The organism is Vibrio intestinalis, assembly GCF_025195085.2.
GTDB classification, from domain to species: domain Bacteria; phylum Pseudomonadota; class Gammaproteobacteria; order Enterobacterales; family Vibrionaceae; genus Vibrio; species Vibrio intestinalis.
In genome coordinates this window covers 1-22,321 of the sequence record NZ_JANAVY020000020.1, presented here as the reverse complement: position 1 = coordinate 22,321, position 22,321 = coordinate 1, and the positions used below count along the sequence as shown (strand labels likewise).

The following is a 22,321-nucleotide window of genomic DNA, read 5'->3' as shown; positions in this document are numbered from 1 at the left end:
AATTCTCAAAAGTTAAAAATAATACTCAGTTATTTAGGTTAAACTTGTTAGCGTTTTCTTTAGTTCAATTAAAGAGGATGCTTGAGCGATCATTATGGCTGCCACTTTTTCAGGGTGCTGTAAATGCGCTAAGTGATCGGCATTTTTTAATACTACAAAATGACTGTTTTTTAATTTATTAGCGAACTCTAAAGCGATATCAGTTGTTACATATGGGTCATATTCCCCAACACAGACCGTACTTGGGATTGAAATATTTTCTATGTTGGTTGGCGTATGAACTAATAGTCGCACTGAGTTTTCAAAAAATACATCAATTCGCTCTTGTTCGAGCTTAGCGACACCTCTCTCAGTGGCCTTGATTATGGCGTTGTTTCTGGGAATGTCAGGATGGTTAACAGTTAACGATTTAGTAAAGGTTTGCGCGAAATCACTCGGGCTTTCCATGGCAGCAGCAATCATTTTTTTGGTTGCAAGTCGGCCTGAAGTTGGAATGCCGGGTACTCCACCAAAAATGGAAAGAGTCAGTACGTTTTTCCATAAATCGCACAGTTCTACTGCGATGGCGGTGGCGTAAGAAAAGCCGATGACATGCGCACTGGTTATCCCTAAATAATTGATTAAATCAAGTAGCATCGAAGTTTGATCGCGAATACTGATTGTTGAATCTAGAGGTTGGGTTAAACCTGTTCCCGGGACTTCAATCGTGATGCAATTAAGCTTGTTGGCAAATGACTTGGAGAATGAATCGACACTTTCGATTTCTTGCAATGCACCGAGTAAAAAGATCACATGTTGGTCAGAATCATCGCAAGGGTAGAAAGAGTAACGGTACTGATTTCCATTTAAAACAGCAGTATTAATTTGCATAGTGTGCTCCTTATGTAAAAAGAAAACACAATATAAAAGAACGACTAATTAGAATTAATGTTCAGGCTAGGTATAAAATGAGAAATGAGAGACTAGAGCAGTATCTGTCAGATGCAGATCAGGTTGTTAAAGATTTCATGGCTGAGCTTTTAGAAACGTTAGGCAAACAAATTAACGATCACAAAGAGCCAGTTATCGATTTGCAGTATTTTGGCGCAAATTTAGAGATAAAATTGCGAGGCTTTGAAGGTGTCTATGGAGACACTAAAAATAAGCAAGAGCATAACGACGCCGCGTAATATTAGAGTCTAATCTAATTTAATGACAATATTAATGATATTGTTATAAATCCTTTTTGGAAAATAATGCGAAAATCGAAACATTAAAAAGCCAGCTCAACGCTGGCTTTTTTTATTGTCTTTTATGCTTTGGCACGTAGTTCAAAATAGAGATAGGGACTGGCTTGTTTGGGACAAAGCCTTCTACTTCGCGGCGTTCAATCAAATGCCCTAAGCGGCTTTCAATCATACAAAGGTTCTTGAAGTTATCTTTTGATACTAAAGAGATCGCTTCACCTTTTGCGTCCGCGCGGCCTGTGCGTCCAATTCGGTGAACGTATTCATCAGCAGGGAAGGGTAGATCGTAGTTAACAACACGTGACAGTTCATCAATGTCGATACCACGAGCAGCAACACCCGTAGCCACTAAGTATTGAATTTTTCCTGATTTGAAATCTGCTAGTAACTGCTCTCTGATTGCTTGACTGCGACCGCTATGGAACGCTTCCGCTTTAATGTCACGCTTTTCTAGCTGAGAAACAAGTTTCGCGGCGCCATGCTTAGTCTCAATAAAGATGAGGGCTTGGTCCCACTGATTTTCTTTAATCAAATGGCTCAGTAGTGCAGATTTTTTGTCTTTATCGACGGTAATCAACCACTGTTCAATGTTTGATTTAGAGGCTGCATTGGCCGCAATAGAAATTTCGAAAGCGTTATGCACTGCTGTTTTAGCAAGGTCTCGCACTTTGTTTGATAGCGTTGCAGAGAAGAGTAAGTTTTGCACATCTTCTGGTAAGCGCGCGATGATCTTATTGATGTCTTCAATAAAGCCCATATCAAGCATACGGTCAGCTTCGTCTAGCACTAGCACTTCAACTTCTTCAAAGTAGACAGCGCGTTGGCCATACAAGTCGATAAGGCGACCTGGTGTTGCCACTAACACATCGACACCCTCAATTAAGCGTTGCTTTTGAGGCTTCTCATCTACACCACCAAATATAGCCGCTGAGGTTAGGTTTAAGTGCTTACCGTAGTCGGCAACTTTAGATTCAACTTGTATAGCAAGCTCACGCGTTGGCACTACGACAAGAGCACGAATACGCTTTTTACGTTGGGTTTCCCCTTGGTTTAGCTTCTCTAGGATCGGCAAGACAAAGCTTGCTGTTTTACCAGTACCAGTTTGTGCTGCGGCGATAAGATCGCGGCCCTCAAGCGCTACAGGGATTGCTTTGGTTTGAATCGTGGTGGGTTTTTGATAGCCCAACTCTTCGAGTGCACGTGTAATAGGTGAGCTTAAACCGAGTTTAGAAAATGTCATGAGAGACTCATTGGTACTGAATAAAGGCTGGCATTCTACCACGAAGCGATACGCTTGCCACTAAACTGTGATGTGGGTGGGCTGGTTAAATATCCAGTATTTTGTTGACTATGGATGCGATAGTTATATACTGGTTATATAAACAGGTATAAAGGAGGTGTCTTATGTTGTGGGAAACCATCGAGCGCGTAAATCGTTTACGCCAACAAGCGCTAGCGAATCCTGAATATTTGAAATCCGCTCAAGCGCATCAAAAAGCACTAGAAATGCAAGACAATCACCAAAGCTATGCAGCGAAATCTCGTCGAGCTAAGGAAAAAGGCGAGAAGAAGCTGGCGGACATTTATCAACAAGTAGAGTTTGCAGTGAATCCTTCAGGGCGCGAACACTAGCTTTTATCATGACTATAACGTTAAATTTTATTAGATGGGGTGCAGTGCACCCCATCGTTGTTTTGAGGCTATTTTAGCCACCTGAACTCTTTTTTGCTTATTGTTACTTTTGCTTATATATTCACTGTCGCCTTCCGAGGTATGTCACTTTTCGCGCTCATGCGATGTATCGTGTCTTTTTGACTGACTGAATATCCATTTGTGGTTAATAAATCTGCATTTAGCTTGTTTGGCTAGTTATTTTTATCCTCATAACTTTATTTTGCAGTCGAAAATATTAGAATGTTCGATGGGGATTGATCGAACACAATGAAATAGTTGTTATTGTCACTTTGTTCGAGACTTCGATCACAACCAGTCTGCGCATATTGACAAATTGCACGTAAAATCCCCCCAGGTTGAACGATAGGTAACCACATAATAATGAACAATAAACTTGGGTTAGGCTCCCTAACCGCAATTGTAATAGGCTCGATGATAGGTGCAGGTGTATTTAGCCTGCCACAAAATATGGCAGCTATTGCAAGCCCAGCGGCTGTAATGATTGGTTGGGCAATCACTGGTGTAGGGATGATCTTCCTTGCTCTTTCTTTTCAAAGACTTGCTTTTCATCGCCCAAATGTCGATAGCGGCGTATTCGGTTACGCCAAAGAAGGTTTCGGTGACTTTGTTGGCTTCTGCTCTGCGTGGGGTTACTGGCTAAGTGCCATGTTAGCCAACGTTTCGTACTTAGTGATTGTGTTTAGTACCCTTGGGTTACTGTTTGACACGCCAGACAGCATCATCTTTGGCCAAGGTAATACATGGGTTTCGGTTCTGGGCGCTTCTTGCTTACTTTGGATGGTACATTGCTTGGTGCTACGTGGGGTAGAAACCGCCGCGCTTATCAACCTTGTTACTACCTTTGCTAAGCTCGTTCCTTTACTGCTCTTTATTATCGCCGCTCTGTTTGCCTTCAATCTAGATACCTTTACCCTCGATTTTACTGGTGTGCACTTTGGTGATGGCCATTCTCTATTAGCTCAGGTTAAAAGCACCATGCTGGTGACCGTTTGGGTGTTCATCGGTATTGAAGGTGCCGTCGTGGTATCAAGCCGTGCTCGTGATAGACGAGACATTGGCCGCGCGACTATCCTAGGTTTGTTAACGGCGCTGTCGATTTATGTCTTTGTGACTTTGTTGTCGATGGGCGTGATTAAGCCAACTGAACTCGCACAGTATCAAAATCCTTCAATGGCGAAAGTGTTAACCGCAATTATTGGCCCTTGGGGACAATACATTGTGAGTGTTGGTCTGTTGATTTCGGTTTGTGGTGCATTTTTAAGTTGGACGGTATTGGCTTCAGAAGCTCCTTACCTGTGTGCAAAAGAAAAGATGTTCCCTAAGTCTTACGGTAAAACGAACAAAGCGGGCAGCCCAGTTAAACCACTGACATTAACCAATATCTGGATTCAGTTTTCGCTGATTGCGGTGATGTTTGCTGGCAGTACTTACGATACATTGCTAGTGATTGCGTCTGAGATGATCTTGGTGCCGTATTTCTTAGTTGGTGCGTTTGTACTTAAGATCGCGATCAGTGAAAAGAATCGCGGTAGCCTGCTATTTATTGGTGTTGGTGCAACGGTTTATGGTTTGTGGCTGTTGTATGCATCAGGGCTAAACTATCTGCTTCTTTCAGCTATTTTGTATGTGCCGGGAATGTACTTCTACATACAAGCCAAGCGAGAGCAAGGTATTCACCCATTTAAGGGCAAAGAGAAGCTAGGGGCATGTGCATTAAGCTTGATGGCACTCCTCGCAGTAGGAATGGTCTGGCAAGGCTCTCTCACTCTCGCGCTATAAATGAAAAAGCCTCTACCCATGGTAGAGGCTTTTTTTTAACTTCTGGCCGTTGCTCGTTTGCGTAGGCCTTCGATTATCGTAAACATCAAGCCTGCCCAAATTAGGCTAAAGCTCACTAACTTCACCTCATCGAACAGCTCACCAAACAAAAATACCGCTAATAAAAATTGAATACTCGGCTCGATATATTGCATAAGAGCGATACTCGACATGCTGGTGAGTCTTATCGCAATGGAATAAAACACTAAAGGCAGCAGAGTCACAGGCGCTGCGCCAACGTAGAGCAAGAAAGTAGACCAGTCAGTCTCGATGGCAAGATTGCCATGCGCCACATGTTTATAAACCAAATAGCTAAGCGCGAAAGGTGTGAGTAACACTGCTTCCATTAACAGACAACGCGCCCAGTCATAGTTAGTCTTCTTCTTAAACCAACCATACAGGGTAAAAAAGATCGCCATCGTTAGCGCAACAATCGGCAGTTCTCCATATTGAATGACTTGATAGGCTAGGCCAAGGCTTGCCAGTGATAAGGCGATACGTTTGCCGTTTGAAAGCTGCTCTTTAAGAAAGATAACTCCAAGTGCTGCCATTGTGAGTGGGCTGATGAAAAAACCTAAGCTCGCATCGATGACGCGATCATTGGTCATTGCCCAAGTGAAAGCCGTCCATGAGATGCACATAAACAAGCTAGCAAAAAAGGTTTGAGCCAAAGAACGCTTATCTGCAAACAGTGTGGAAAACTGAATTTTCTCGCCTTTAATCAGCCAAATGATCAACGCAGCGAAAGGAACAGAGGCAATTAAGCGCATCGCCAACAGTTCATCCATAGCGGCGTTAGGTAGAAATTGATAATAAAGTGGCAGCAGACCCCAAAGGGTGAAAGAGAGCGCAGCCATCGCGTTACCATAGCGAGATTCAGTCATGTTAATTAGGCAACCAGAAAAGAAATAGGCGGCAATTCTATGCTTAATTCTTATAAAGTAAAGTGATGACTTCATCGCTTTGTTAATGATGAGGTAACTTTATAAAACAAAGGTTTATATGGCGTTGAAAACAACGCTATTTCAAATAATTACTGTTATTGTGAAGCTAAAGTTTTGTTTTTTATGGCCGATAGTTATAATTAATCAAATGGTGCGAGTTAGATCGTATTGCAGACTGTAGTAAACGAGGAATGAGTCATGAACGACTTGGAACAAAAACGTAAGTATTACCGACTGAGGTATCCTCGTCGTGCAATGCCGATTGTTCGCTTTCACGACGAATTGTTTCACGTTAGCGAAGTGTCAGAGAAGGGGATTCGTATTGTTATGAATAACCTAACCACCTTGTACAAGGGGCTTTCTTTGTCTGGTACTTTGAGTTTAAACCCAGATTGTAAAATTCCGGTGGAAGGGTCTATTTTGCGCTTCGACAAAAATGAAGTGATTCTCTACTTGAACAAGGGGCCTTCATTCAAGCACATGGTGCAAGAGCAGCGACATATTCGCAATAAGTACCCAGCGTACTTTGCAAGGCTGAGAGCCAATGCTGCGGCATAGTTAACTTATATCGGGTTAAAATAGAGTTTAGAGACGTCGCTTACCGCGGCGTTTTTTATTGCTGAATGAAAATGGGTAAAACGGTGGGCGTTTTATAAGCCTCTAAAACGGTGAAACCCCAGAGGTGGTAAGTCTCTGGGGTTTCGAATTTTTTAGATGTCTCGGATGGTAAGGCCGATAATCTTTATGCAAAAGGTTGGATTAAATCCGATTAATTCCTAAAAGGAATTAGATGCGGATGAAGTCCATGTGCTCAACTTTTGGCTTGTAAGCGTGACGTTGTACGTCTTGTGGCTTAACTTTAACTTCAGCACCATCGATAACTAGAACGATACCTTCGTAGAACTCAGGCTTGTCCATTTGGTTAATAAGTTCATCGTGGTTAAGAACGATTGATACTGGAGCTGCCTCACCACCGTAAACGATAGCAGGGAATTTACCAGCGTGACGTAGGCGGCGGCTCGCACCTTTACCTAGTTCAGTACGTACTACTGCTTCAAATTTCATAATATTACTCTCGTAAAATTTAATCTAAATTTCACAACATAATGCGACCTTATGTCGTGGTAAACCGCTGAAGAACAATTGGTAGTTACTCTCACAGCGAGCGCGGATACTATCACTCTCTACCTGTTTGGGCAATAGTTTTACAGCCCAAAGGCCGATAATAGATAGGGCTTGCTTAAATTACCCGCATTTTAATCCAAATCTGGCTATCTATGTAGAAAATCGTTCTTCAGCTCAAGGTTATAAATGAACTGAATCTGAATGATTACCTCACCCATGGTTAAGTATCAGCACGTTAATCTTATTACCAAGTTAAACAAGTTTCGGCAATTAAGCCTTGAGGAGTCAATCATGGGACCAGTTAGCGTAGTAGTGATCACTTTAAATGAAGAAAAACGAATCGGTCGCTTAATGGAAGATCTAAGTAAGCAAACCCATCGAGATTTTGAAGTTATTCTTGTTGATTCAAACAGCGAAGATAAGACCTGTGAAGTAGCGCAGGCGTATGAATCATCTTTGCCTGAATTAACGGTTCATAAAATGGAAGTGCGTGGCGTTAGTCTAGGGCGTAATACAGGCGCTAGTTTGGCCAAGTATGAGCGCATCTTGTTTCTAGATGCAGATGTGCGTTTGGATAGTACCTTCTTGGCGCAAGGCATCAGTCAACTAGAAGAGAAACAACTAGAAGTCGCGGGTGTGTACATGGGGGCGAAAGATCTGCCTTTGGTACATAAATTCGGTTACGGGTTATTTAACCTTGGCCTATTTGTAACTCAGTTTACTTTTCCAACCGCAGTAGGTGCTTGTATTTTCTCCACTCGCCGAGCCCACGAACAACTAGGCGGTTTTGACCAGCGTATTACCTTATGTGAAGACTGTGACTACGTAAAACGTGCTAGTAAAACTTGGCGTTTTCGCTTCTTGAACTTAACCTTCGGCTTTGACCCTCGTCGTTTAGATCAAGACGGTGTATTTAAAATGGGCGCGACCTATTTGAAAGCCAATGTGCGCCGCTTCTTCTGTGGTGAGATGCGCAATAACGAGATGGAATACAAGTTCGGCCATTACAAAGAACAGTAGTGAAGGCAGGTTAGCGTCATGTTTGAAGGGATGAGTCTATTTATTGGGGCACTGTTGGATGCACTGATCGGCCCCAATTTATTTGTACCCGGCGAGCCGTTTTTGATAGCCGCTGGGTATCAATTACATCAAGGTATCTGGACTGGCGTTTTCGCAGTGCTGCTTGGTGGCCTTATTGGTGACCAAGCAAGCTATTGGATAGGACGTTACGTGGGGACTCCCGCGCAGAAAAAGTTGATCGCTTGGCAACCTAAAACACGCCGTCCTATCGCGCGTTGTCGTCACCTAATGTACAAAAAAGGCAATTATGTGCTGGCGTTTGCCCGTCTGCTAGGGCCGATAGCGTGGGTTGTGCCATTCGTTGCTGGTACGAATAAGGTTGAGTGGTCGAGATTCAGTCTATTTGGCATGATTGGCCTTCTACTTGGGGTCGGCCAGTTTGTGATGTGGGGCTACTTGCTCTCTTATGGTGTTGATAAGTTTCCATTTATACAACAAGCGCAAACTATTGTGGTTGAGCATCAATATAGCTTAATGGCGATTGGCGCGAGCTTACTGTTCCTCTATGTGGGTCGTAAACTAAAATGGCGTTTGTTGTTTACTAAGTTCACTTTAGTATTTTTCTCGCTGACTCTATTTGCTAACTACAGTCATTTTTTCTGGTTATCTGATGACTTTCAAAATCAGCCGAATAACTCGCAAATTGAATCTGCATTCGTTAGCCCTTTAGAGCTGGATTACCGAGCATATCCGGGTAAGTCTAAAGTGTTTGATGCTCAGGCGATCAATGTGTTGTTTTATGGCGAGAATCCACGCCAATTGATGCTTCAGCTTGGTTGGGTTGAAAACAAAACGTTTTCTCGAAATGACATTGAGTGGCGTGATTACCTCAAGTTACTGCAACAAAATACACCGCCAGTATCGGATCTTTTTTGGAATCAACAGCCACAGCAAATGGCTTTCCAACTGCCAGGCGATTTACTAAAACGTAGCCATATTCGTTGGTGGAAAGGGGGTGTTGATCCTCAATCGAAGCAGACGGTTTGGGTTGGGGCACTGAGCTATGACAATGGCCTACAAGTGACGCCATATTCGGGCATTGTTACCATTTTGCATAGTATTGACCCAGACGTTGACCAAGAGCGCGACAGATTGGCCAAGCAGATAGTACAGTATGCGCCAAATCAGCGGGTAGATTTCCAACATCTGGTTAGCCCAATTACATTGGATGAAGAGCACGACTATTATACTGATGGTAAAGTATTGGTGGTAAAGCCGATGCCAAGTATTTAATTGTGATTACGAACATACATATCGCGGAAAACGGAAGGTGTGACTCCCTTTACCAACTTAAATTGACGGTTGAAGTTAGAGAGGTTGTTAAAGCCACTTTGTTCTGCGATAAGAGAGATCGCCAGCGGGGTATTAACTAGTTGCTCGCAGGCCTTTCCTACTCGAAATCGTTTTAAATGTTCTGAAAAGCTCTCCAAAAAGTGCCGTTCAAAAAGTCGATATGCAGAGCTTTCGCTAATGTGTAACGCTGCGCAGAGATCTTTAATTTTAATCGGTTGGGCATAGTTTTTTTCGATGAATCGACGTGCAAGTTCAACGCGTTTTCTCGACTCTTCATCCTGATGGATATCATGCAATCCGTAAGGTGTCGCAGATAGCTTCTGGGCACCAGTATCATCGACTAAAATCATCAAAGCTTGAAGTACTTTCATTAGTCTTTGATGAGTAGGCAGGTCTTCAATGTCATTGAGCAATTGGTGGGTTTGTTCGGCAGCCTTTTTACTAAATAGCAGTCCATATGAGGCTCGAGCTAGTATAGTTTTTACCGCTTTCAACTCCGGCATGACACTAATTAATGCTTCAATCCACTCTAGTCTAAACCAGAGTATTAAAGTGTAGTATCCTTCGTTTGCATCCTGCCTAACTTGACCATTCAACATATGGGGTAGGCCTGGGCCATATAACATCATACTGTTGTGAGTAATTGCATCTACACTGTCTCCTGCGAAGTAATTGCCGCAAAATACATCATCAGGATCTCGATACAATACCAATTCAAATTCAGAGTGATAGTGCCAAGGGCAGGCAAATTGGTCTTTTTTCTGCTTACATTGGTATTCTTTAATTATCCAATTAAAGTCGTCGTTGTTAAGTACGTTCTCTATCTGCAGTTTCATTTACTACGCCCTGTGTTGTCTAATGCATATCCTATTTTTTTGTGCATAAACTGTCAAAACGCAAATCAATATTGAATGAAAAGTATCATTTGTCGGTGGCAAGTCATTAATAAATTCCATAGAGCTTTGATTACACTGAGCGCCTATTAAGGCTGAACTTATCGATTAAAGCAAAGTGGGAGAAAAGTATGTTCAGAGATTTCATTAAGGAAAGAACCGCAGTTATTTTTTTAGTGATGGCGTTTGTTTCCGGCATTTGCGGGTCGTTTTTCTACCCTCTATCTAGTTTATTTATTATCGAAGGTTTAGGCGCTAGCCCTGCAATGCTAAGCGCTTATATGGTGCTGACAATCTGCACATCTGTTGTCGTTTCTCAGTTTATGGCGGCGCAATCGGATAAAGGTTGGAACCGGAAAACAATACTCGTAGTTTCATTGTTATGTTATCTAGTCACTGTATTGGCATTTAGCGTTATAGATAATTACTACTTGGCCGTTGGATTTTCGATTGTATTTGGCAGTGTTAGTGGTGCGATTTTTGGTCAATTGTTCGCACTAGGTAGAGAATATGCCGATGAACATATTGAAGACTCGACAAGTTTTTTATCGACTATGCGCGCTGGGATAGCAATTGCATGGGTTGTAGGGCCTCCTATTGCTTTTAGTTTGAAGGGGACGTTTGGTTTTAGTGCTTCATTTTTAGTCGCAGCGGGCGCAACCATATTCACGATAGTGCTTACCTTAATCTATATCCCGAGTAGTGTGATAAAAAAGGAACAATCTGAGCCGACAGAACAAAGCAAGTTTACTTTTAACAAGTCTATTATCTTGTTTTCAATCGCTAGTGTTTTGATGTTTACGGCCAACAACCTTTATATCACCAGTATGCCTTTATATTTCACTCAGGAGTTACTTGTTGATGCAAGTTGGGTCGGATTTATGTTTGGTCTAGCCGCGTTTTGTGAGATTCCAATTATGATGAAAGCGGGGCGACTAGCGACTCAATTTGGCACTATGAAGCTCTTAGCGTTTTCTTTGGTATGTGGTTGTTTGTTCTTTATCGGTATGTTGAACGTAACCCAGATGTGGGCTCTGCTAGCGTTACAAGTGATAAATGGCATTTTTATTGGGTTAACTGCTACGTTAGGCATGGTTGCGATGCAGGACATGATGAAAGAACATTTAGGTACGGCCTCAACTCTGTTTTCCAATTTACTACAGGTTAGTATGCTTGCCGCGAGTTTGTCGGTTGGTATTGTTGGTGAGTTATACAATTACTACGTTGCATTTTATATTTGTCTAGTTTCTGCGGCTTTAGCGTTATTGCTCATGTTTTATTTTGTTGTTCAAGAAAATACTCAAATTAAGTCACAATTGATGCAGCAAGTTAGCCATTAGCACTTCTTTAGCTAAGCAGGGAAGGTAATTGCTCGATTTCTTCCCTGCTTTTTTGCTTGGTATAAAGCGCTGTCTGCACATTTGATTAAATTTTGAGGAGTGGTTGATGCTGTTGGGTATATTGTACAGCAGCCACTGCTTATAGTGACAAACTGATTGTCTAGCGCAGGGTGAGGGATTTGACACGCCATAACTGCAGTGCCGATAGCTTTTGCTAACTGCTGCGCTTGGTGCTTATCACCATACACAATAGCTGCAAACTCTTCTCCACCATATCGACAGGCAATATCTCCATTTTGATCACATTGCTGTTTGATCGTGTTAGCTATTTTCCGCAAGCATTCATCTCCGGCACAATGGCCTAGCTCATCGTTGTAAGCTTTGAAATGGTCTACATCTAACATCACCAAAGATAACGGCTTATGCTCTCGCTTAGCTACGTTAATCAACAATCTCAGTTTAGAGTCAAACTCGCGGCGATTGTATAGGTTCGTTAAGCCATCTAGCTTTGCCATATTGTACATTTGCTCACTCAATGTCTCTGGTTCTATGATGCCAAATAGCAGCGAGGCATTGCCTAAGTCATCGGTCTCTAACACTTTTGCTCTGCTGGTAAAGTAGAGGGTTTTTCGAGACTTAGGATCAAAGTAGGGAAAGCTGTTCATGTATTCATCTATCCGGCCACTTTTTAGTTGCTGGTAATCTTCAAAGATTTGCTTGGCTTTGTCAGAGCATTTGATTGCGACATTTGAGTTGTAATCGCCAGCGATAGGGCAGACTTGTTCTACTGAGTGAGCTATGGCTTTGGAGTTAAGCGTGAAGGTGTCACGCATGGTTTGATTACAATAGAAAACGTTGGGGCTGTCATCGAGGTCGATGATCCACCACGAAAGTTTAGAGAAATTCAATAACTGTTCAGAAGCCTTATAAAGCTCTTCTACTCGTTGGTTTGGAAACATAATTCGATTTACTTTACTGCTCGCTTCGAAATACAGCTAGCCAATACGCCTACTGTAATGATGTGTTTTATATATATAAATGTAGATTATAAAATGAAGATTAGTGAGCTAAGCAAGGTATTCGGTATGCAAGAAATTTCATTCTTATAATTAAGACAGTTCTCACTTTGTTTTTCAGTGAGTATTAAAACAAAAAAGCCGACGAACGTCGGCTTAGTATTTGTTTGCTTTATTAATGGCTTAGCTTCATTGTAAGTACGGTTTTAAGCCCACCCATAGAGCTTCTGCTCAGAGCTATTTCACCTCGATAACTGTGCACCATTTCACTCACAATGTTTAAACCTAAGCCCGTGCCGGGAGTCGTTTCATCTAAGCGAACGCCGCGTTTTACCACTTGCGTTAGCTTCTCTTCAGGAATTCCAGGACCATCATCTTCAATGATGATGTTTACGTTTTCTTGATCGAGTGTTTGTGCGTGAACTCGGATAATACTTTGCGCCCATAGGTAACCATTTTCCAGCAGGTTACCCACCATTTCATCGAGGTCGGTTGGGTCAATCGAGACCTCAAGTTCAGAGTCGACTTCATTAATTAGCGTGATACCACGATCGGCATAGACTTTGTCAAACGCCATTGAGATAGCATCAATACGCTGTGAAGGGTTCGCCCTTACTGAGAGAATGTTTTTTGAACCCGCCATACGCGCTCGGCCTAAGTGGTAATCAATTTGGTTTTGGATTTGATCTAATGGCGGCTGAAGGTGTTGTTTAGTGTCATCATCAAGCGTCGCGACTTCATTTTTCAGCACAGATAATGGTGTTTTAAGTGCGTGCGATAAATTACCTGCGTGGTGGCGCGCGCGATCGAGCAATTCTTGGTAGTGGAAAACCAAGGCGTTCAAATCGGATACTACAGGGGCAATTTCACTTGGGTAATCGTCTTCAAGCTGGGTTTTGTCGCCGCTACGTAATTGATTAAGTTCTTTGTGCATTTTGGTTAGTGGGCTGAGTGACCAAAATACTTGAATAACAATGATCGCCATTACACCTACGTAGAGCAGCGCGAGGATGATCCATAACTGGCCCATCAATTTGTGCAGCGTATCTTCTATCGGCTGTTCATCGATACCGATGGTGATATGAATTGGCCCATCGTAATCTGGAAAGTAGAGTGTGGAATCTACATAGATCAGCAGTTCATCTCGCGCGCCAAATGCTTCGGTGTTTTTGTCTTTAAAGGTGATTTGGCGATCCCACAAAGAGCGGGAGCGAATCTGGCTTTGATCGGTAGAAGCTGACCAATATAGCCCGCTGTAAGGATGAGAAAAGCGAGGGTCAGACAGTTGAGTAGACAAAGTGAGCTCGCCAGCTTCATCCACTTCGAGGTTGCCTGTGATTTCATCTAGATAGATGTTGAGCTGAGCCTTAGCGTCATCCACCATGTAGCTATAAACTTGGCTCGGCACCGTTACCCCTGCGGCAATGATCATAGCAGTAAGCCAAACAGTAGCCGCCAAAACAAGGCGGCTTTTAAGGCTTAGGCGTTTAAAAAGTATCCCAGCTTTATTCGGCATTCAGTTGGTATCCAAGACCGCGCACCGTTTTAATGACGTTAGGTGCGATTTTCTTACGGATTCGACCAATAAAGACTTCAATGGTGTTGGAGTCACGATCGAAGTCTTGTTTGTAAATATGTTCTACCAACTCAGTACGGGAAATAACTTTATCGGCATTGTGCATAAAGTAGGCGACCACTTTATACTCAAGCGCGGTTAACATGACCGCTTCGCCTTGCCACATGACTTTAGAAGTTCGGGTATCAAGGCTTAGATTGCCCACTTGCATAACCGGTGATGCGTTGCCAGATGCACGGCGTAACTGCGCACGAATGCGCGCTGTCAGCTCAACCATTTCAAATGGTTTAGTCAGGTAATCATCAGCACCGGCGTTGAGGCCTTCGACGCGTTGCGTTAGCGTATCGCGCGCACTGAGAATAATCACTGGCGTGTTAATGTTTTCATCTCGGATGCCTTTGAGCACGGTAAGGCCATCAAGCTTAGGTAAACCAAGGTCAAGAACGATGGCGTCCCATTGTTCAGAAGTGGCGCGATAGAGTGCATCGATGCCGTCTTGAGCAAGCTCTGGCACCCAGCCTGTTTGCTCAAGGGTTTCAAGAATTTGTTCGCCTAAACGTGGTTCATCTTCAACTACAAGTATCTTCATTATTATTTATCTTCTGTGTTTTTTAGGGCTTTTTTGAAATTGCGGCCTTTAATCAGCGTCATTTCAAGGGTTTGAGCATTGTATTCCACTTTAATGATGTTGTTGTTGTAGTTTATTTTTAGCTCATAAACCCAAATGTCATCATCTTCTTCTAGCTCAACTTTAATGATACGGCCATGTAGATCGCGCTCAACGGCTGCATACATCTCGGAAAAAGGACGGATATAGCCTCTTTTTACCGCGCGATAGACTTCATCTTGGTCTTCTTCAAACTCAATCTTTGTGCCGGGTTTTTCTACGTCACGAACAAGTGCATGGCCATCTTCATGGTTATGAGCCCAGCTTGGGAAAGACACAGCCACACATCCTGTAAGAGCTATAGTCAGAATCAATTGTTTATTAAACATAGCGTTACCTTTCCACAAAATCATAGGATCATTATAGAGTGTTGAACATGAATACAAAGTGAATCATGGCGCAAATGCTAGCTCATCGTTGCTAATAGCTCGACGGCTTGCGCACGCAACTCTTTACTTTCATCTACTAACTTAGCGTCTTCGTTTTCTGCAATAATTTGATCAAAGTGAATCACAGCTTGCTCTAGGTTTTCACGGCTTTCATCGTCAAGTACGCCGACATACTCTTCACCGATTAAAAAATAGACTTCGGCTAGGTCAAACTTGTGTTTAGCCGTTGGCTCGAGCTCTATGATTCGTTTGGTTATTTCAATGCACTCGCCATTCATGCCTTGAGTCGAAGTCAGAGACATGTAGAGGTTCATACATGGAATATTGTTTGGATCGATTGTTAGCGCATGCTCCATCAGTTCTGCGGCGCCTTGGTCATCAATGTCGAGATGTAAATAGAGCGACGCTTTTTCTGCGTAAGCGGCGACGAACTTAGGATCGAGCTCAATGGCTTTCTCAAAATCTGCAATCGCTTGGTCGGAATCGCCATATTCAAGATGAACCAGTTTGTCTTTGTTGTAGGTGTAGTCACAACCAAGAATAAGGCCACGTTGATAGTAGGCTTGGGCGCAATCGGAATGCGCAGCAATGTAGTTGTTGAGTATCTCTAGTCGAGTTGATTCAGGTTGAGAACGAAGCGAGTCTAAAAATTGGTTGAATGATTCCATGTTTAACGCCATTGAGTTGTTTGTATTGTTATTGAGACGCTATTAAACAGGGTGAAAATAGCCTTGTCTAGAATAAAATCAAAGATATAGGCTCAATTTAATGAGCCCTAAATCCAGCATTATTGGCTTAGTTCATCAGCAAAGATTTTGTCGCGTATTTTCCAGAATCGGCCCGATTTGCGCGCAATAACAAACTGAGGAGGACGGAACCTGTGTTGGTTGGCGGCCACTTTAGAAGGGGAGGCTTCTTCAAATGGGCGATGTCGGTCGGCCAGGTGTGGCCTGACAAACTGGTCTTGAAAACGTTTCTTCTGTGCCTTAGTAGTTAATGACCAAAACTCGTGCACTTGTGCTTGGTTTTCCCCGCGGTAAGTGACGCGCAATTGATTCTTGGCTTTGTCATCTTTAAAGGTGGTTAAGTCCATTTCTAAGCATTCAAATACCAACGCATCTTTTAAGTTGAGCGCTTCTTTGAGCTTTTTATCTGGGTCAACTAAGGTTGCATCACACTCATGACAAATGCGCGCGGCGATGTCGTTATCTGCGCCGCATTCACCACAATATTTGGCTCGGAAGCGATAGCCACAATGCTCGCGCTCTCCGGTTTCATCATCTTCAAAGTAACCTTGGCAACGGCGGCCAAAGTGCTCGATTAAAAAGCCATTACTATCGAGCTTTCCCCAGAAGTTGTTGTTAAAGCCACAAGCAGGGCAAGGGATCGTGATGATTTCACTGTCTGAGTCTGGTTTGGGATTGCCCACTTCTGGTTGATAGAGATCGTAACTGTTGCCTGCGTAATCAAGTACTAAACATTCGGCTTTGCCTTGCGAGAGGCGTAAACCGCGACCAACGATTTGCTGATAAAGGCTCACTGATTCGGTGGGGCGAAGAATGGCAATTAAGTCTACATGAGGGGCATCAAACCCCGTTGTTAGCACTGAAACGTTAACCAGATATTTGATTTTACGGTCTTTAAAACGTTGGATGATGTCATCTCGCTCGGGCGTTGGCGTATCTCCAATCACGATAGCCACTTGTTCAGCGGGCAGCAATGAATGGATTTCTTGCGCGTGACGCACGGTTGCAGCGAAGATCATAATGCCTTGTTTATCTTGCGCCATTTGAATGATCTGCTGAATGATTTGCGGTGTTGCTCGCTTGGCTTGATCAATCACCATATCCATCTCAGATTCTTTATATCGACCTGTGGATGCTGGTTTTAGTTGAGAGAAGTCGTAGCTGAGAACGGGGGCATCCATCATGCGCGCTGGAGTTAAGAAGTTTTCATCTAGCAGGTAGCGAATCGGCAATTCGAAGATGCAGTCTCTAAAGAATCGCGGCTCTTCACTGCGAACTTGGCCGCGAGTGTGGTATTGGTAAATCCAACCAACACCTAAGCGATATGGGGTCGCGGTTAAGCCAAGCACCTTTAAGCCGGGGTTTAACTCGCGTAGGTGTGAGATTACTTTTTGATAGCTGCTGTTTTTATCTTCTGGAACGCGGTGACACTCATCAATCACTAGTAGAGAGAACTGGTCTTTAAATGAGTCGAGGTTGCGCACCACCGACTGAACTGAAGCAAACACCACTTGTTGGTCTGTCTCTTTTCGGCCAAGACCAGCAGAGAAAATTGAGCCAGTAAGGCCATAGCCTTCGTATTTGACGTGGTTTTGTTCAACTAGCTCTTTAACGTGGGCTAAAACTAATACACGGCCTTTGGCTAAGCGGGCTAGCTCGGCAATCACAAGGCTTTTTCCTGCGCCGGTTGGCAGCACGATAACCGCGGGAGTCGAGTGTTTACGAAAGTAATGGATAACCGCTTTGACGGAATCCGCTTGATAGGGGCGCAGGGTGTACATAAATTCTGTGAAATAGCTCAACTATTTAGACTAAGCCGATTATAATACCTCAGCTAAGAGAGATGAGGTATTCATGCGTTTAGATAAATTTTTATGTGATGTACTTGGTGTCACCCGTAGAGAGGCGACTCAGATCCTAAGATCAAAGACGGTAACGGTTGATGATGAAATGGTAAAGAGCGGTTCAATTAAGCTGACGGAAGAGAGCGTTGTCGAATGGCAAGGCCGTGAACTTCAGCTGCACGGGCCACGTTACATCATGCTTTATAAGCCAGAGGGCTTTGTTTGTTCACATGAAGATGGCACTAATCCAACGGTATTTACTCTGTTAGATGAAGTGAAGATGGACAAGCTACATTTTGCAGGCCGTTTGGATGTGGATACCACAGGCTTGGTTTTGATGACGGATGATGGCCAATGGTCTCATCGAATTACGTCACCAAAGCATAAGTGTGAGAAAACTTACCGAGTTTGGTTGGCCGATCCGGTTCAGCCTGATTATGAAGAGAAGTTTACGCAAGGCATTCAACTTAAGAGTGAAGAAGGCCTAACTTTACCAGCGCGTCTTGAAGTACGTGCGGAAAAAGAGGTGCTATTGACCATTCATGAGGGTAAGTACCACCAAGTAAAACGCATGTTTGCAGCACTTGGTAATAAAGTTGAGTTCCTTCACCGTGAGCGTATCGGTGAGATTGAAATGGATGAGTCTTTAGAGTTAGGTGAATATCGTTACCTAACTCAAGAAGAAGTCGATTCTATCTGGAAATAACTTCGTTTAGAGAAATAATCACGCCGCTGGGAAATTGTTTAGTTCTTACTGGGAACTAGTGTTTTATGCATGAATCAGCGATTATATTCGATTAAAACAATAATAAAGCTGGAAGAGCTTTAGTCTCGAAATCTGTTTGGTTGCAGCAAGGAGCGCTGCATCGCATTCGCAACCGAGTAGGAGACGTATGTCGAACACTTCAACATCGCAACAAAATACACCGCAGATCAGTTTCCTTTTATTTCTCGTTTTAGGTGCAATTGGCGCGCTTACACCACTTGCCATCGACATGTATTTGCCTGCAATGCCGACCATTGCACGCGATCTTGGCGTTGGGGCGGGTGATGTTCAGTTTACGTTAACCGCGTACACTGCCGGTTTTGCATTGGGTCAGCTGATTCATGGTCCATTAGCTGACAGTTTTGGCCGCCGACCTGTGCTTATTTTAGGCGTACTATTTTTTGGTCTCGCGGCGGTTGTTAGCGCGACGACTCACGGTATTGATGCCTTAACATGGGTGCGTACTGCGCAAGGTTTTGCAGGAGCTGCTGCTGCTGTCATCATTCAAGCTGTTGTGCGTGATATGTTTGATCGCGAGGATTTCGCTCGCGCGATGTCTTTCGTTACCTTGGTGATCACGATAGCGCCATTAGTTGCGCCAATGATTGGTGGTTACTTGGCGATATGGTTTGGCTGGCGTTCAATCTTCTGGGTTTTAGCGATCTTCGCCGCGGTGGTGATTGCACTCGTCCTTTGGAAAATTCCTGAGACACTTAAAGTAGAAAACCGACAGCCACTGCGTCTAGCGACAACGCTGCGTAATTACATTCGTTTATGCCGTAACCCAGTGGCGATTGGTCTAATTCTCTCAGGTGCGTTTTCTTTTTCTGGTATGTTTGCCTTTTTAACCGCGGGGTCGTTTGTTTACATCGATATCTATGGTGTACGACCTGATCACTTCGGTTACCTGTTCGGCCTTAACATTATTGCTATGATTATCATGACCAGCATTAATGGCCGCATGGTGAAAAAAGTCGGATCTCATGCCATGTTGCAATTTGGCCTGTGGGTGCAGCTATTTGCTGGTCTCGGCTTATTTGCTGCATGGGCGATGGATCTCGGACTTTGGGGCATTGTGCCATTTGTGGTTTTATTTATTGGTACGCTATCGACCATAGGTAGTAACGCGATGGGGCTGCTACTTAGTGGCTATCCAACCATGGCAGGTACGGCTTCTTCATTAGCGGGTACATTGCGTTTTGGCATTGGTTCTATCGTTGGTGCGATCGTTGCAGCTCTGCCTAATGGTGTTGCATGGCCAATGATTATTGTAATGACGGCATGTTCTTTATTGTCTGCCGCATTTTATTGGATATTTGGAAGAAAGGCTTAATGTCTGAATACACAGTAGAAATTCAAAAGTTAGTCAACAGTGCTCTAGCAGAGCTTGATGAGTTACACAAAACGGGTAAGGCGGTAAATGCGCCTGTTGCGAATAACCATTTTCTGGTTCGCTGGGTAACTAAAGTATTGAAAAATCAGAGTGCTCATCGCAGTGTGGTTGCAGACCTAACTCGTTGGCAAAAAGCGGGTCGTTCGAAAGGTAACGATGCTAACTTGATGTTTACTTTCCAACGTATTGCTAAGTTTTATGGCGAATTTTTCCCTGAAGGTGAAGCTGACCGTGTGATTAAAGACAGCGACATCGAAGCGTTTCTTGATCAAATGGAACAGCAGGATTGGGAAGTTTCAACGTCAGAACCTATTGTAGGCGCGGGCAAGGTACAAATTTACACTGAAGGCCAAAACTCCTTGGCATTGTGCGCAGACCAATGTGACAACTGTTTTGACGGTGAAGCGCTAGTAAAACCAATGAGCTGGTTTGTTCGTGGTCATCACGCTCAGTTTATTGAGATGGCAACCAAAGCGGGCTTTATGCTGCACAAGGTAACTGACTATAAATCTAACGTGAAATACCACGGCGAGTATGTCATCTACCCAGCCAATAAAGGCAGCCACCTTGCGGAGATTCCACTGAGTTACACAGTATAATCACTTAAATGCTAGGTCGTCATTGTGAGCGATGACGGCTTAATTATTATCTAATTCGATTAGTTAAATTTTAATTATCTGCTTTGCTATTTCTATTAAATTAACAAATAAATCTCTCTCCTTATTCGCTTCCAATTTTATTTATCTTGATATCTAATTATTTATTAATTGTTGAAGTGCTAATTCGATCTACAACAAAATCTCCTCGAAATTCCATATGGGGAAAGTATCTGTGTCCTTGTTGATTGATCACGTCTTTTTATTTTATAAATTTACATTTCGCCATCATTTTTCTGAATAACGTTTGCGCAAGCGATTGGCTGACTTTGCTAATCATAGGTAAGTATTTGTAAAAGTGAGTGTTGTCCCACTTACGTGATTAACGCGTAGAGCAATAACTCTAGTTAACACTATTTGTTGGTATTAAAAAATCATCCATAAAATGAATGATTGAGGTGTGATTCATTTCTCGTTTGCTACGCCGTTATATTTAAAAAAATAGTGAAAGGTGGAAAATTTTCGGATTGTTGTTATCAAGTCTATTTAAAAGTACAAATTGAATAAGTGATTTAATATGAAATATTGAAGATGCTTGTTTTATTTTTACTATTAAATGACTTTCCGAAAATTAGAACATTTAGGGAAATTCAAATGTTAAAAAAAAGCTCAGTTGCTATAGCGATTTCTTCGTTATTTTTAGCAGCTAACGCAAGCGCCGTAACGATCTATGAAAATGACTCTGGAGACTTCGTTAAATTATATGGAGAAGTCGGTGTTGGAGGCCACATCGGTGCAGAGTACGAATATGGTGAATTCTATAAAGATCAAGAGTTTATTGATGATTCATTTGCCACTATGGGTGTAAAAGGTAAGCAAAGCAAAATGCATTACCGTTTAGAGTTGGATTACGAGCGTGAAAACTGGGCTTACGGTAGTGGCGATCTGGTTCTAGCTATCGACAAAATGTTTATTGGTTACGATGTTTACCAAACGCAAAATATGAAGCATTACTTAGAGTTTGGTCTAACGGATACTGCATTTGATGACTATGACAAATGGGGTGATTTCACTTTCGATACGACAGTTGAAACTGGAGAAGCGGGTGACCAAGATTCTACGGTTAAGTACGAAGGGCTTTTTTACCAAGTATTCAAAGTCGGCGCATCATTCACCTACGGTGCTGAGTCTTCGTCAGGCTCTGCATTGGGTGATGTGAGCAACGGTTATATTGGTTACTTTGGCGATCGTTTCTCAGTGGTGTTTGGTATTGAAGGTCGTGTTGGCTCGGACGGTGAATCAAAGTACGGTAAGCAAGAGCTGTACGGTGGCGGAGCTCGATTTGCAATCACGGACGATTGGCACCTAGGTGTGAACTTCTACCAAGAAGAAGAATACCTTGGCTCATGTACCAACACCTTAACTGACAGCTTTAGCGGTGAGTCTAAGTGTGTTGGCGTTTATAACGATTATCAGAAAGAAGAAAACAGCGGTTTTCTAACGTCAGTGAAATACATCATTAACCCGCAATGGGAAATGACTGGCTCTTACAACTACGAGAAATTCGAGAAATGGGAACTCGCGGGTCAAGAACGCAACGCTGAACCGACTGATTGGGATAATGAGCGCAAATGGGGAACGGTTGGTATTAGCTACAAACCAACGCGATCAAGTGTCATTGCGCTTGAAATGAACATGGGTGAAGCAGCACAAGACGCTTACGCTTACGCTCGAGTCTACTTCTAATCAGTCAGGAATAAAGAACAATGAACAATAAAATGACCCTATTAGCGGGTAAGGGCGCGAACGTACTTTGTTAAGCTGATGTAAAGAGAACTTTTGCTCTATAATCTTTGTCCCACGTAGCCTTATTCATCTTCCTTGGTACAGACACGCTCCCTTCTGACTTCCTGA

Annotated in this window: 22 protein-coding genes; 11 read left to right on the top strand and 11 right to left on the bottom strand. The window is 43.0% G+C overall.

What is annotated here, in order from left to right; genetic code table 11:
* Positions 1-33: 33 nt before the first annotated feature.
* Entirely contained in the window at positions 34-870 is an 837-nt protein-coding gene (locus MU515_RS18210; RefSeq protein WP_260261817.1) for an alpha/beta fold hydrolase, read from the bottom strand.
* A 77-nt stretch (positions 871-947) separates the two neighbouring features.
* Between MU515_RS18210 and MU515_RS18205 the strand changes: the two genes are divergently transcribed.
* Positions 948-1,169 carry a hypothetical protein gene (locus MU515_RS18205; protein WP_260261815.1) on the top strand — a complete coding sequence of 74 codons (222 nt, stop codon included), beginning with the start codon at positions 948-950 and terminating at the stop codon, positions 1,167-1,169.
* 112 nt (positions 1,170-1,281) lie between these two features.
* On the opposite strand, the gene MU515_RS18200 is transcribed toward MU515_RS18205, so the two are convergent.
* Positions 1,282-2,466: a DEAD/DEAH box helicase gene (locus MU515_RS18200; protein ID WP_260261813.1), complete on the bottom strand. Its 1,185-nt coding sequence runs from the start codon at positions 2,464-2,466 to the stop codon at positions 1,282-1,284.
* A 164-nt stretch (positions 2,467-2,630) separates the two neighbouring features.
* Between MU515_RS18200 and MU515_RS18195 the strand changes: the two genes are divergently transcribed.
* Complete coding sequence (locus MU515_RS18195; RefSeq protein WP_260261812.1) at positions 2,631-2,858, top strand: hypothetical protein; 228 nt, start codon at positions 2,631-2,633, stop codon at positions 2,856-2,858.
* 423 nt (positions 2,859-3,281) lie between these two features.
* Positions 3,282-4,700, top strand: coding sequence for a basic amino acid/polyamine antiporter (locus MU515_RS18190; RefSeq protein WP_260261811.1), 1,419 nt, complete (start codon positions 3,282-3,284; stop codon positions 4,698-4,700).
* A gap of 35 nt (positions 4,701-4,735) precedes the next feature.
* Here the strand turns inward: MU515_RS18190 and rarD are convergent, their stop codons facing one another.
* Positions 4,736-5,623: an EamA family transporter RarD gene (gene rarD / locus MU515_RS18185; RefSeq protein WP_260261810.1), complete on the bottom strand. Its 888-nt coding sequence runs from the start codon at positions 5,621-5,623 to the stop codon at positions 4,736-4,738.
* 258 nt (positions 5,624-5,881) lie between these two features.
* Here rarD and MU515_RS18180 point away from each other — a divergent pair, with 258 nt between their 5' ends.
* Positions 5,882-6,241, top strand: a complete 360-nt coding sequence (locus MU515_RS18180; protein WP_260261809.1) for a PilZ domain-containing protein — start codon at positions 5,882-5,884, stop codon at positions 6,239-6,241.
* Positions 6,242-6,469: 228 nt separating this feature from the next.
* Here the strand turns inward: MU515_RS18180 and rplY are convergent, their stop codons facing one another.
* On the bottom strand, positions 6,470-6,748 hold the full coding sequence (gene rplY, locus MU515_RS18175) for a 50S ribosomal protein L25 (RefSeq protein ID WP_260261808.1): 279 nt from the start codon (positions 6,746-6,748) through the stop codon (positions 6,470-6,472).
* A 351-nt stretch (positions 6,749-7,099) separates the two neighbouring features.
* On the opposite strand from rplY, the gene MU515_RS18170 reads away from it, so the two are divergent.
* Positions 7,100-7,828 carry a glycosyltransferase family 2 protein gene (locus MU515_RS18170; RefSeq protein ID WP_260261807.1) on the top strand — a complete coding sequence of 243 codons (729 nt, stop codon included), beginning with the start codon at positions 7,100-7,102 and terminating at the stop codon, positions 7,826-7,828.
* A gap of 18 nt (positions 7,829-7,846) precedes the next feature.
* Positions 7,847-9,121, top strand: coding sequence for an LssY C-terminal domain-containing protein (locus MU515_RS18165; RefSeq protein WP_260261806.1), 1,275 nt, complete (start codon positions 7,847-7,849; stop codon positions 9,119-9,121).
* Here the strand turns inward: MU515_RS18165 and MU515_RS18160 are convergent.
* A complete protein-coding gene (locus tag MU515_RS18160; protein ID WP_260261805.1) occupies positions 9,118-10,017 on the bottom strand; it encodes an AraC family transcriptional regulator in 900 nt (299 codons plus the stop codon). The genes MU515_RS18165 and MU515_RS18160 overlap by 4 nt on opposite strands.
* A 188-nt stretch (positions 10,018-10,205) precedes the next feature.
* On the opposite strand from MU515_RS18160, the gene MU515_RS18155 reads away from it, so the two are divergent.
* On the top strand, positions 10,206-11,414 hold the full coding sequence (locus MU515_RS18155) for a sugar efflux transporter (RefSeq protein WP_260261804.1): 1,209 nt from the start codon (positions 10,206-10,208) through the stop codon (positions 11,412-11,414).
* 11 nt (positions 11,415-11,425) lie between these two features.
* Here the strand turns inward: MU515_RS18155 and MU515_RS18150 are convergent, their stop codons facing one another.
* From MU515_RS18150 to radD, 6 genes are all read right to left on the bottom strand, one after another.
* The gene (locus MU515_RS18150) at positions 11,426-12,373 is read right to left on the bottom strand and encodes a GGDEF domain-containing protein (RefSeq protein WP_260261803.1); all 948 of its coding nucleotides are present in this window, start codon (positions 12,371-12,373) and stop codon (positions 11,426-11,428) included.
* A 232-nt stretch (positions 12,374-12,605) separates the two neighbouring features.
* A complete protein-coding gene (locus MU515_RS18145) occupies positions 12,606-13,946 on the bottom strand; it encodes an ATP-binding protein (protein WP_260261802.1) in 1,341 nt (446 codons plus the stop codon).
* Complete coding sequence (locus MU515_RS18140; protein WP_260261801.1) at positions 13,936-14,595, bottom strand: response regulator transcription factor; 660 nt, start codon at positions 14,593-14,595, stop codon at positions 13,936-13,938. Before MU515_RS18140 ends, MU515_RS18145 begins: the two co-directional genes overlap by 11 nt.
* Before the next feature lie 2 nt (positions 14,596-14,597).
* Positions 14,598-15,002: a PepSY domain-containing protein gene (locus MU515_RS18135; protein WP_260261800.1), complete on the bottom strand. Its 405-nt coding sequence runs from the start codon at positions 15,000-15,002 to the stop codon at positions 14,598-14,600.
* Between the two features lie 77 nt (positions 15,003-15,079).
* Positions 15,080-15,730, bottom strand: a complete 651-nt coding sequence (locus tag MU515_RS18130; RefSeq protein WP_260261799.1) for a tetratricopeptide repeat protein — start codon at positions 15,728-15,730, stop codon at positions 15,080-15,082.
* A gap of 119 nt (positions 15,731-15,849) precedes the next feature.
* Positions 15,850-17,589 (bottom strand): DNA repair helicase RadD, encoded by a 1,740-nt coding sequence (radD, locus tag MU515_RS18125; protein ID WP_260261798.1) that lies wholly within the window; start codon positions 17,587-17,589, stop codon positions 15,850-15,852.
* Between the two features lie 73 nt (positions 17,590-17,662).
* Between radD and rsuA the strand changes: the two genes are divergently transcribed.
* The 4 genes from rsuA (at position 17,663) to MU515_RS18105 (ending at position 22,153) form a co-directional block, all read left to right on the top strand.
* Entirely contained in the window at positions 17,663-18,358 is a 696-nt protein-coding gene (rsuA, locus tag MU515_RS18120) for a 16S rRNA pseudouridine(516) synthase RsuA (protein ID WP_260261797.1), read from the top strand.
* A gap of 187 nt (positions 18,359-18,545) precedes the next feature.
* Positions 18,546-19,751 carry a Bcr/CflA family multidrug efflux MFS transporter gene (locus MU515_RS18115; protein ID WP_260261796.1) on the top strand — a complete coding sequence of 402 codons (1,206 nt, stop codon included), beginning with the start codon at positions 18,546-18,548 and terminating at the stop codon, positions 19,749-19,751.
* Positions 19,751-20,410, top strand: a complete 660-nt coding sequence (locus MU515_RS18110; RefSeq protein WP_260261861.1) for a DUF2913 family protein — start codon at positions 19,751-19,753, stop codon at positions 20,408-20,410. The genes MU515_RS18115 and MU515_RS18110 overlap by 1 nt, the downstream gene beginning before the upstream one ends.
* Before the next feature lie 651 nt (positions 20,411-21,061).
* Positions 21,062-22,153, top strand: coding sequence for a porin (locus tag MU515_RS18105; RefSeq protein ID WP_260261795.1), 1,092 nt, complete (start codon positions 21,062-21,064; stop codon positions 22,151-22,153).
* Positions 22,154-22,321 lie beyond the last annotated feature (168 nt).

Bases quoted from the DNA above. Each gene is read 5' to 3' on its own strand.
- MU515_RS18205 (WP_260261815.1), top strand. From the start codon at position 948: ATGAGAAATGAGAGACTAGAGCAGTATCTGTCAGATGCAGATCAGGTT.
- radD (WP_260261798.1), bottom strand. From the start codon at position 17,589: ATGTACACCCTGCGCCCCTATCAAGCGGATTCCGTCAAAGCGGTTATC.
- MU515_RS18115 (WP_260261796.1), top strand. From the start codon at position 18,546: ATGTCGAACACTTCAACATCGCAACAAAATACACCGCAGATCAGTTTC.
- MU515_RS18165 (WP_260261806.1), top strand. From the start codon at position 7,847: ATGTTTGAAGGGATGAGTCTATTTATTGGGGCACTGTTGGATGCACTG.
- MU515_RS18180 (WP_260261809.1), top strand. From the start codon at position 5,882: ATGAACGACTTGGAACAAAAACGTAAGTATTACCGACTGAGGTATCCT.
- MU515_RS18130 (WP_260261799.1), bottom strand. From the start codon at position 15,730: ATGGAATCATTCAACCAATTTTTAGACTCGCTTCGTTCTCAACCTGAA.
- MU515_RS18170 (WP_260261807.1), top strand. From the start codon at position 7,100: ATGGGACCAGTTAGCGTAGTAGTGATCACTTTAAATGAAGAAAAACGA.
- MU515_RS18110 (WP_260261861.1), top strand. From the start codon at position 19,751: ATGTCTGAATACACAGTAGAAATTCAAAAGTTAGTCAACAGTGCTCTA.
- MU515_RS18155 (WP_260261804.1), top strand. From the start codon at position 10,206: ATGTTCAGAGATTTCATTAAGGAAAGAACCGCAGTTATTTTTTTAGTG.
- MU515_RS18210 (WP_260261817.1), bottom strand. From the start codon at position 870: ATGCAAATTAATACTGCTGTTTTAAATGGAAATCAGTACCGTTACTCT.
- MU515_RS18190 (WP_260261811.1), top strand. From the start codon at position 3,282: ATGAACAATAAACTTGGGTTAGGCTCCCTAACCGCAATTGTAATAGGC.
- MU515_RS18135 (WP_260261800.1), bottom strand. From the start codon at position 15,002: ATGTTTAATAAACAATTGATTCTGACTATAGCTCTTACAGGATGTGTG.
- MU515_RS18150 (WP_260261803.1), bottom strand. From the start codon at position 12,373: ATGTTTCCAAACCAACGAGTAGAAGAGCTTTATAAGGCTTCTGAACAG.
- rsuA (WP_260261797.1), top strand. From the start codon at position 17,663: ATGCGTTTAGATAAATTTTTATGTGATGTACTTGGTGTCACCCGTAGA.
- MU515_RS18200 (WP_260261813.1), bottom strand. From the start codon at position 2,466: ATGACATTTTCTAAACTCGGTTTAAGCTCACCTATTACACGTGCACTC.
- MU515_RS18160 (WP_260261805.1), bottom strand. From the start codon at position 10,017: ATGAAACTGCAGATAGAGAACGTACTTAACAACGACGACTTTAATTGG.
- MU515_RS18140 (WP_260261801.1), bottom strand. From the start codon at position 14,595: ATGAAGATACTTGTAGTTGAAGATGAACCACGTTTAGGCGAACAAATT.
- MU515_RS18195 (WP_260261812.1), top strand. From the start codon at position 2,631: ATGTTGTGGGAAACCATCGAGCGCGTAAATCGTTTACGCCAACAAGCG.
- rplY (WP_260261808.1), bottom strand. From the start codon at position 6,748: ATGAAATTTGAAGCAGTAGTACGTACTGAACTAGGTAAAGGTGCGAGC.
- MU515_RS18145 (WP_260261802.1), bottom strand. From the start codon at position 13,946: ATGCCGAATAAAGCTGGGATACTTTTTAAACGCCTAAGCCTTAAAAGC.
- MU515_RS18105 (WP_260261795.1), top strand. From the start codon at position 21,062: ATGTTAAAAAAAAGCTCAGTTGCTATAGCGATTTCTTCGTTATTTTTA.
- rarD (WP_260261810.1), bottom strand. From the start codon at position 5,623: ATGACTGAATCTCGCTATGGTAACGCGATGGCTGCGCTCTCTTTCACC.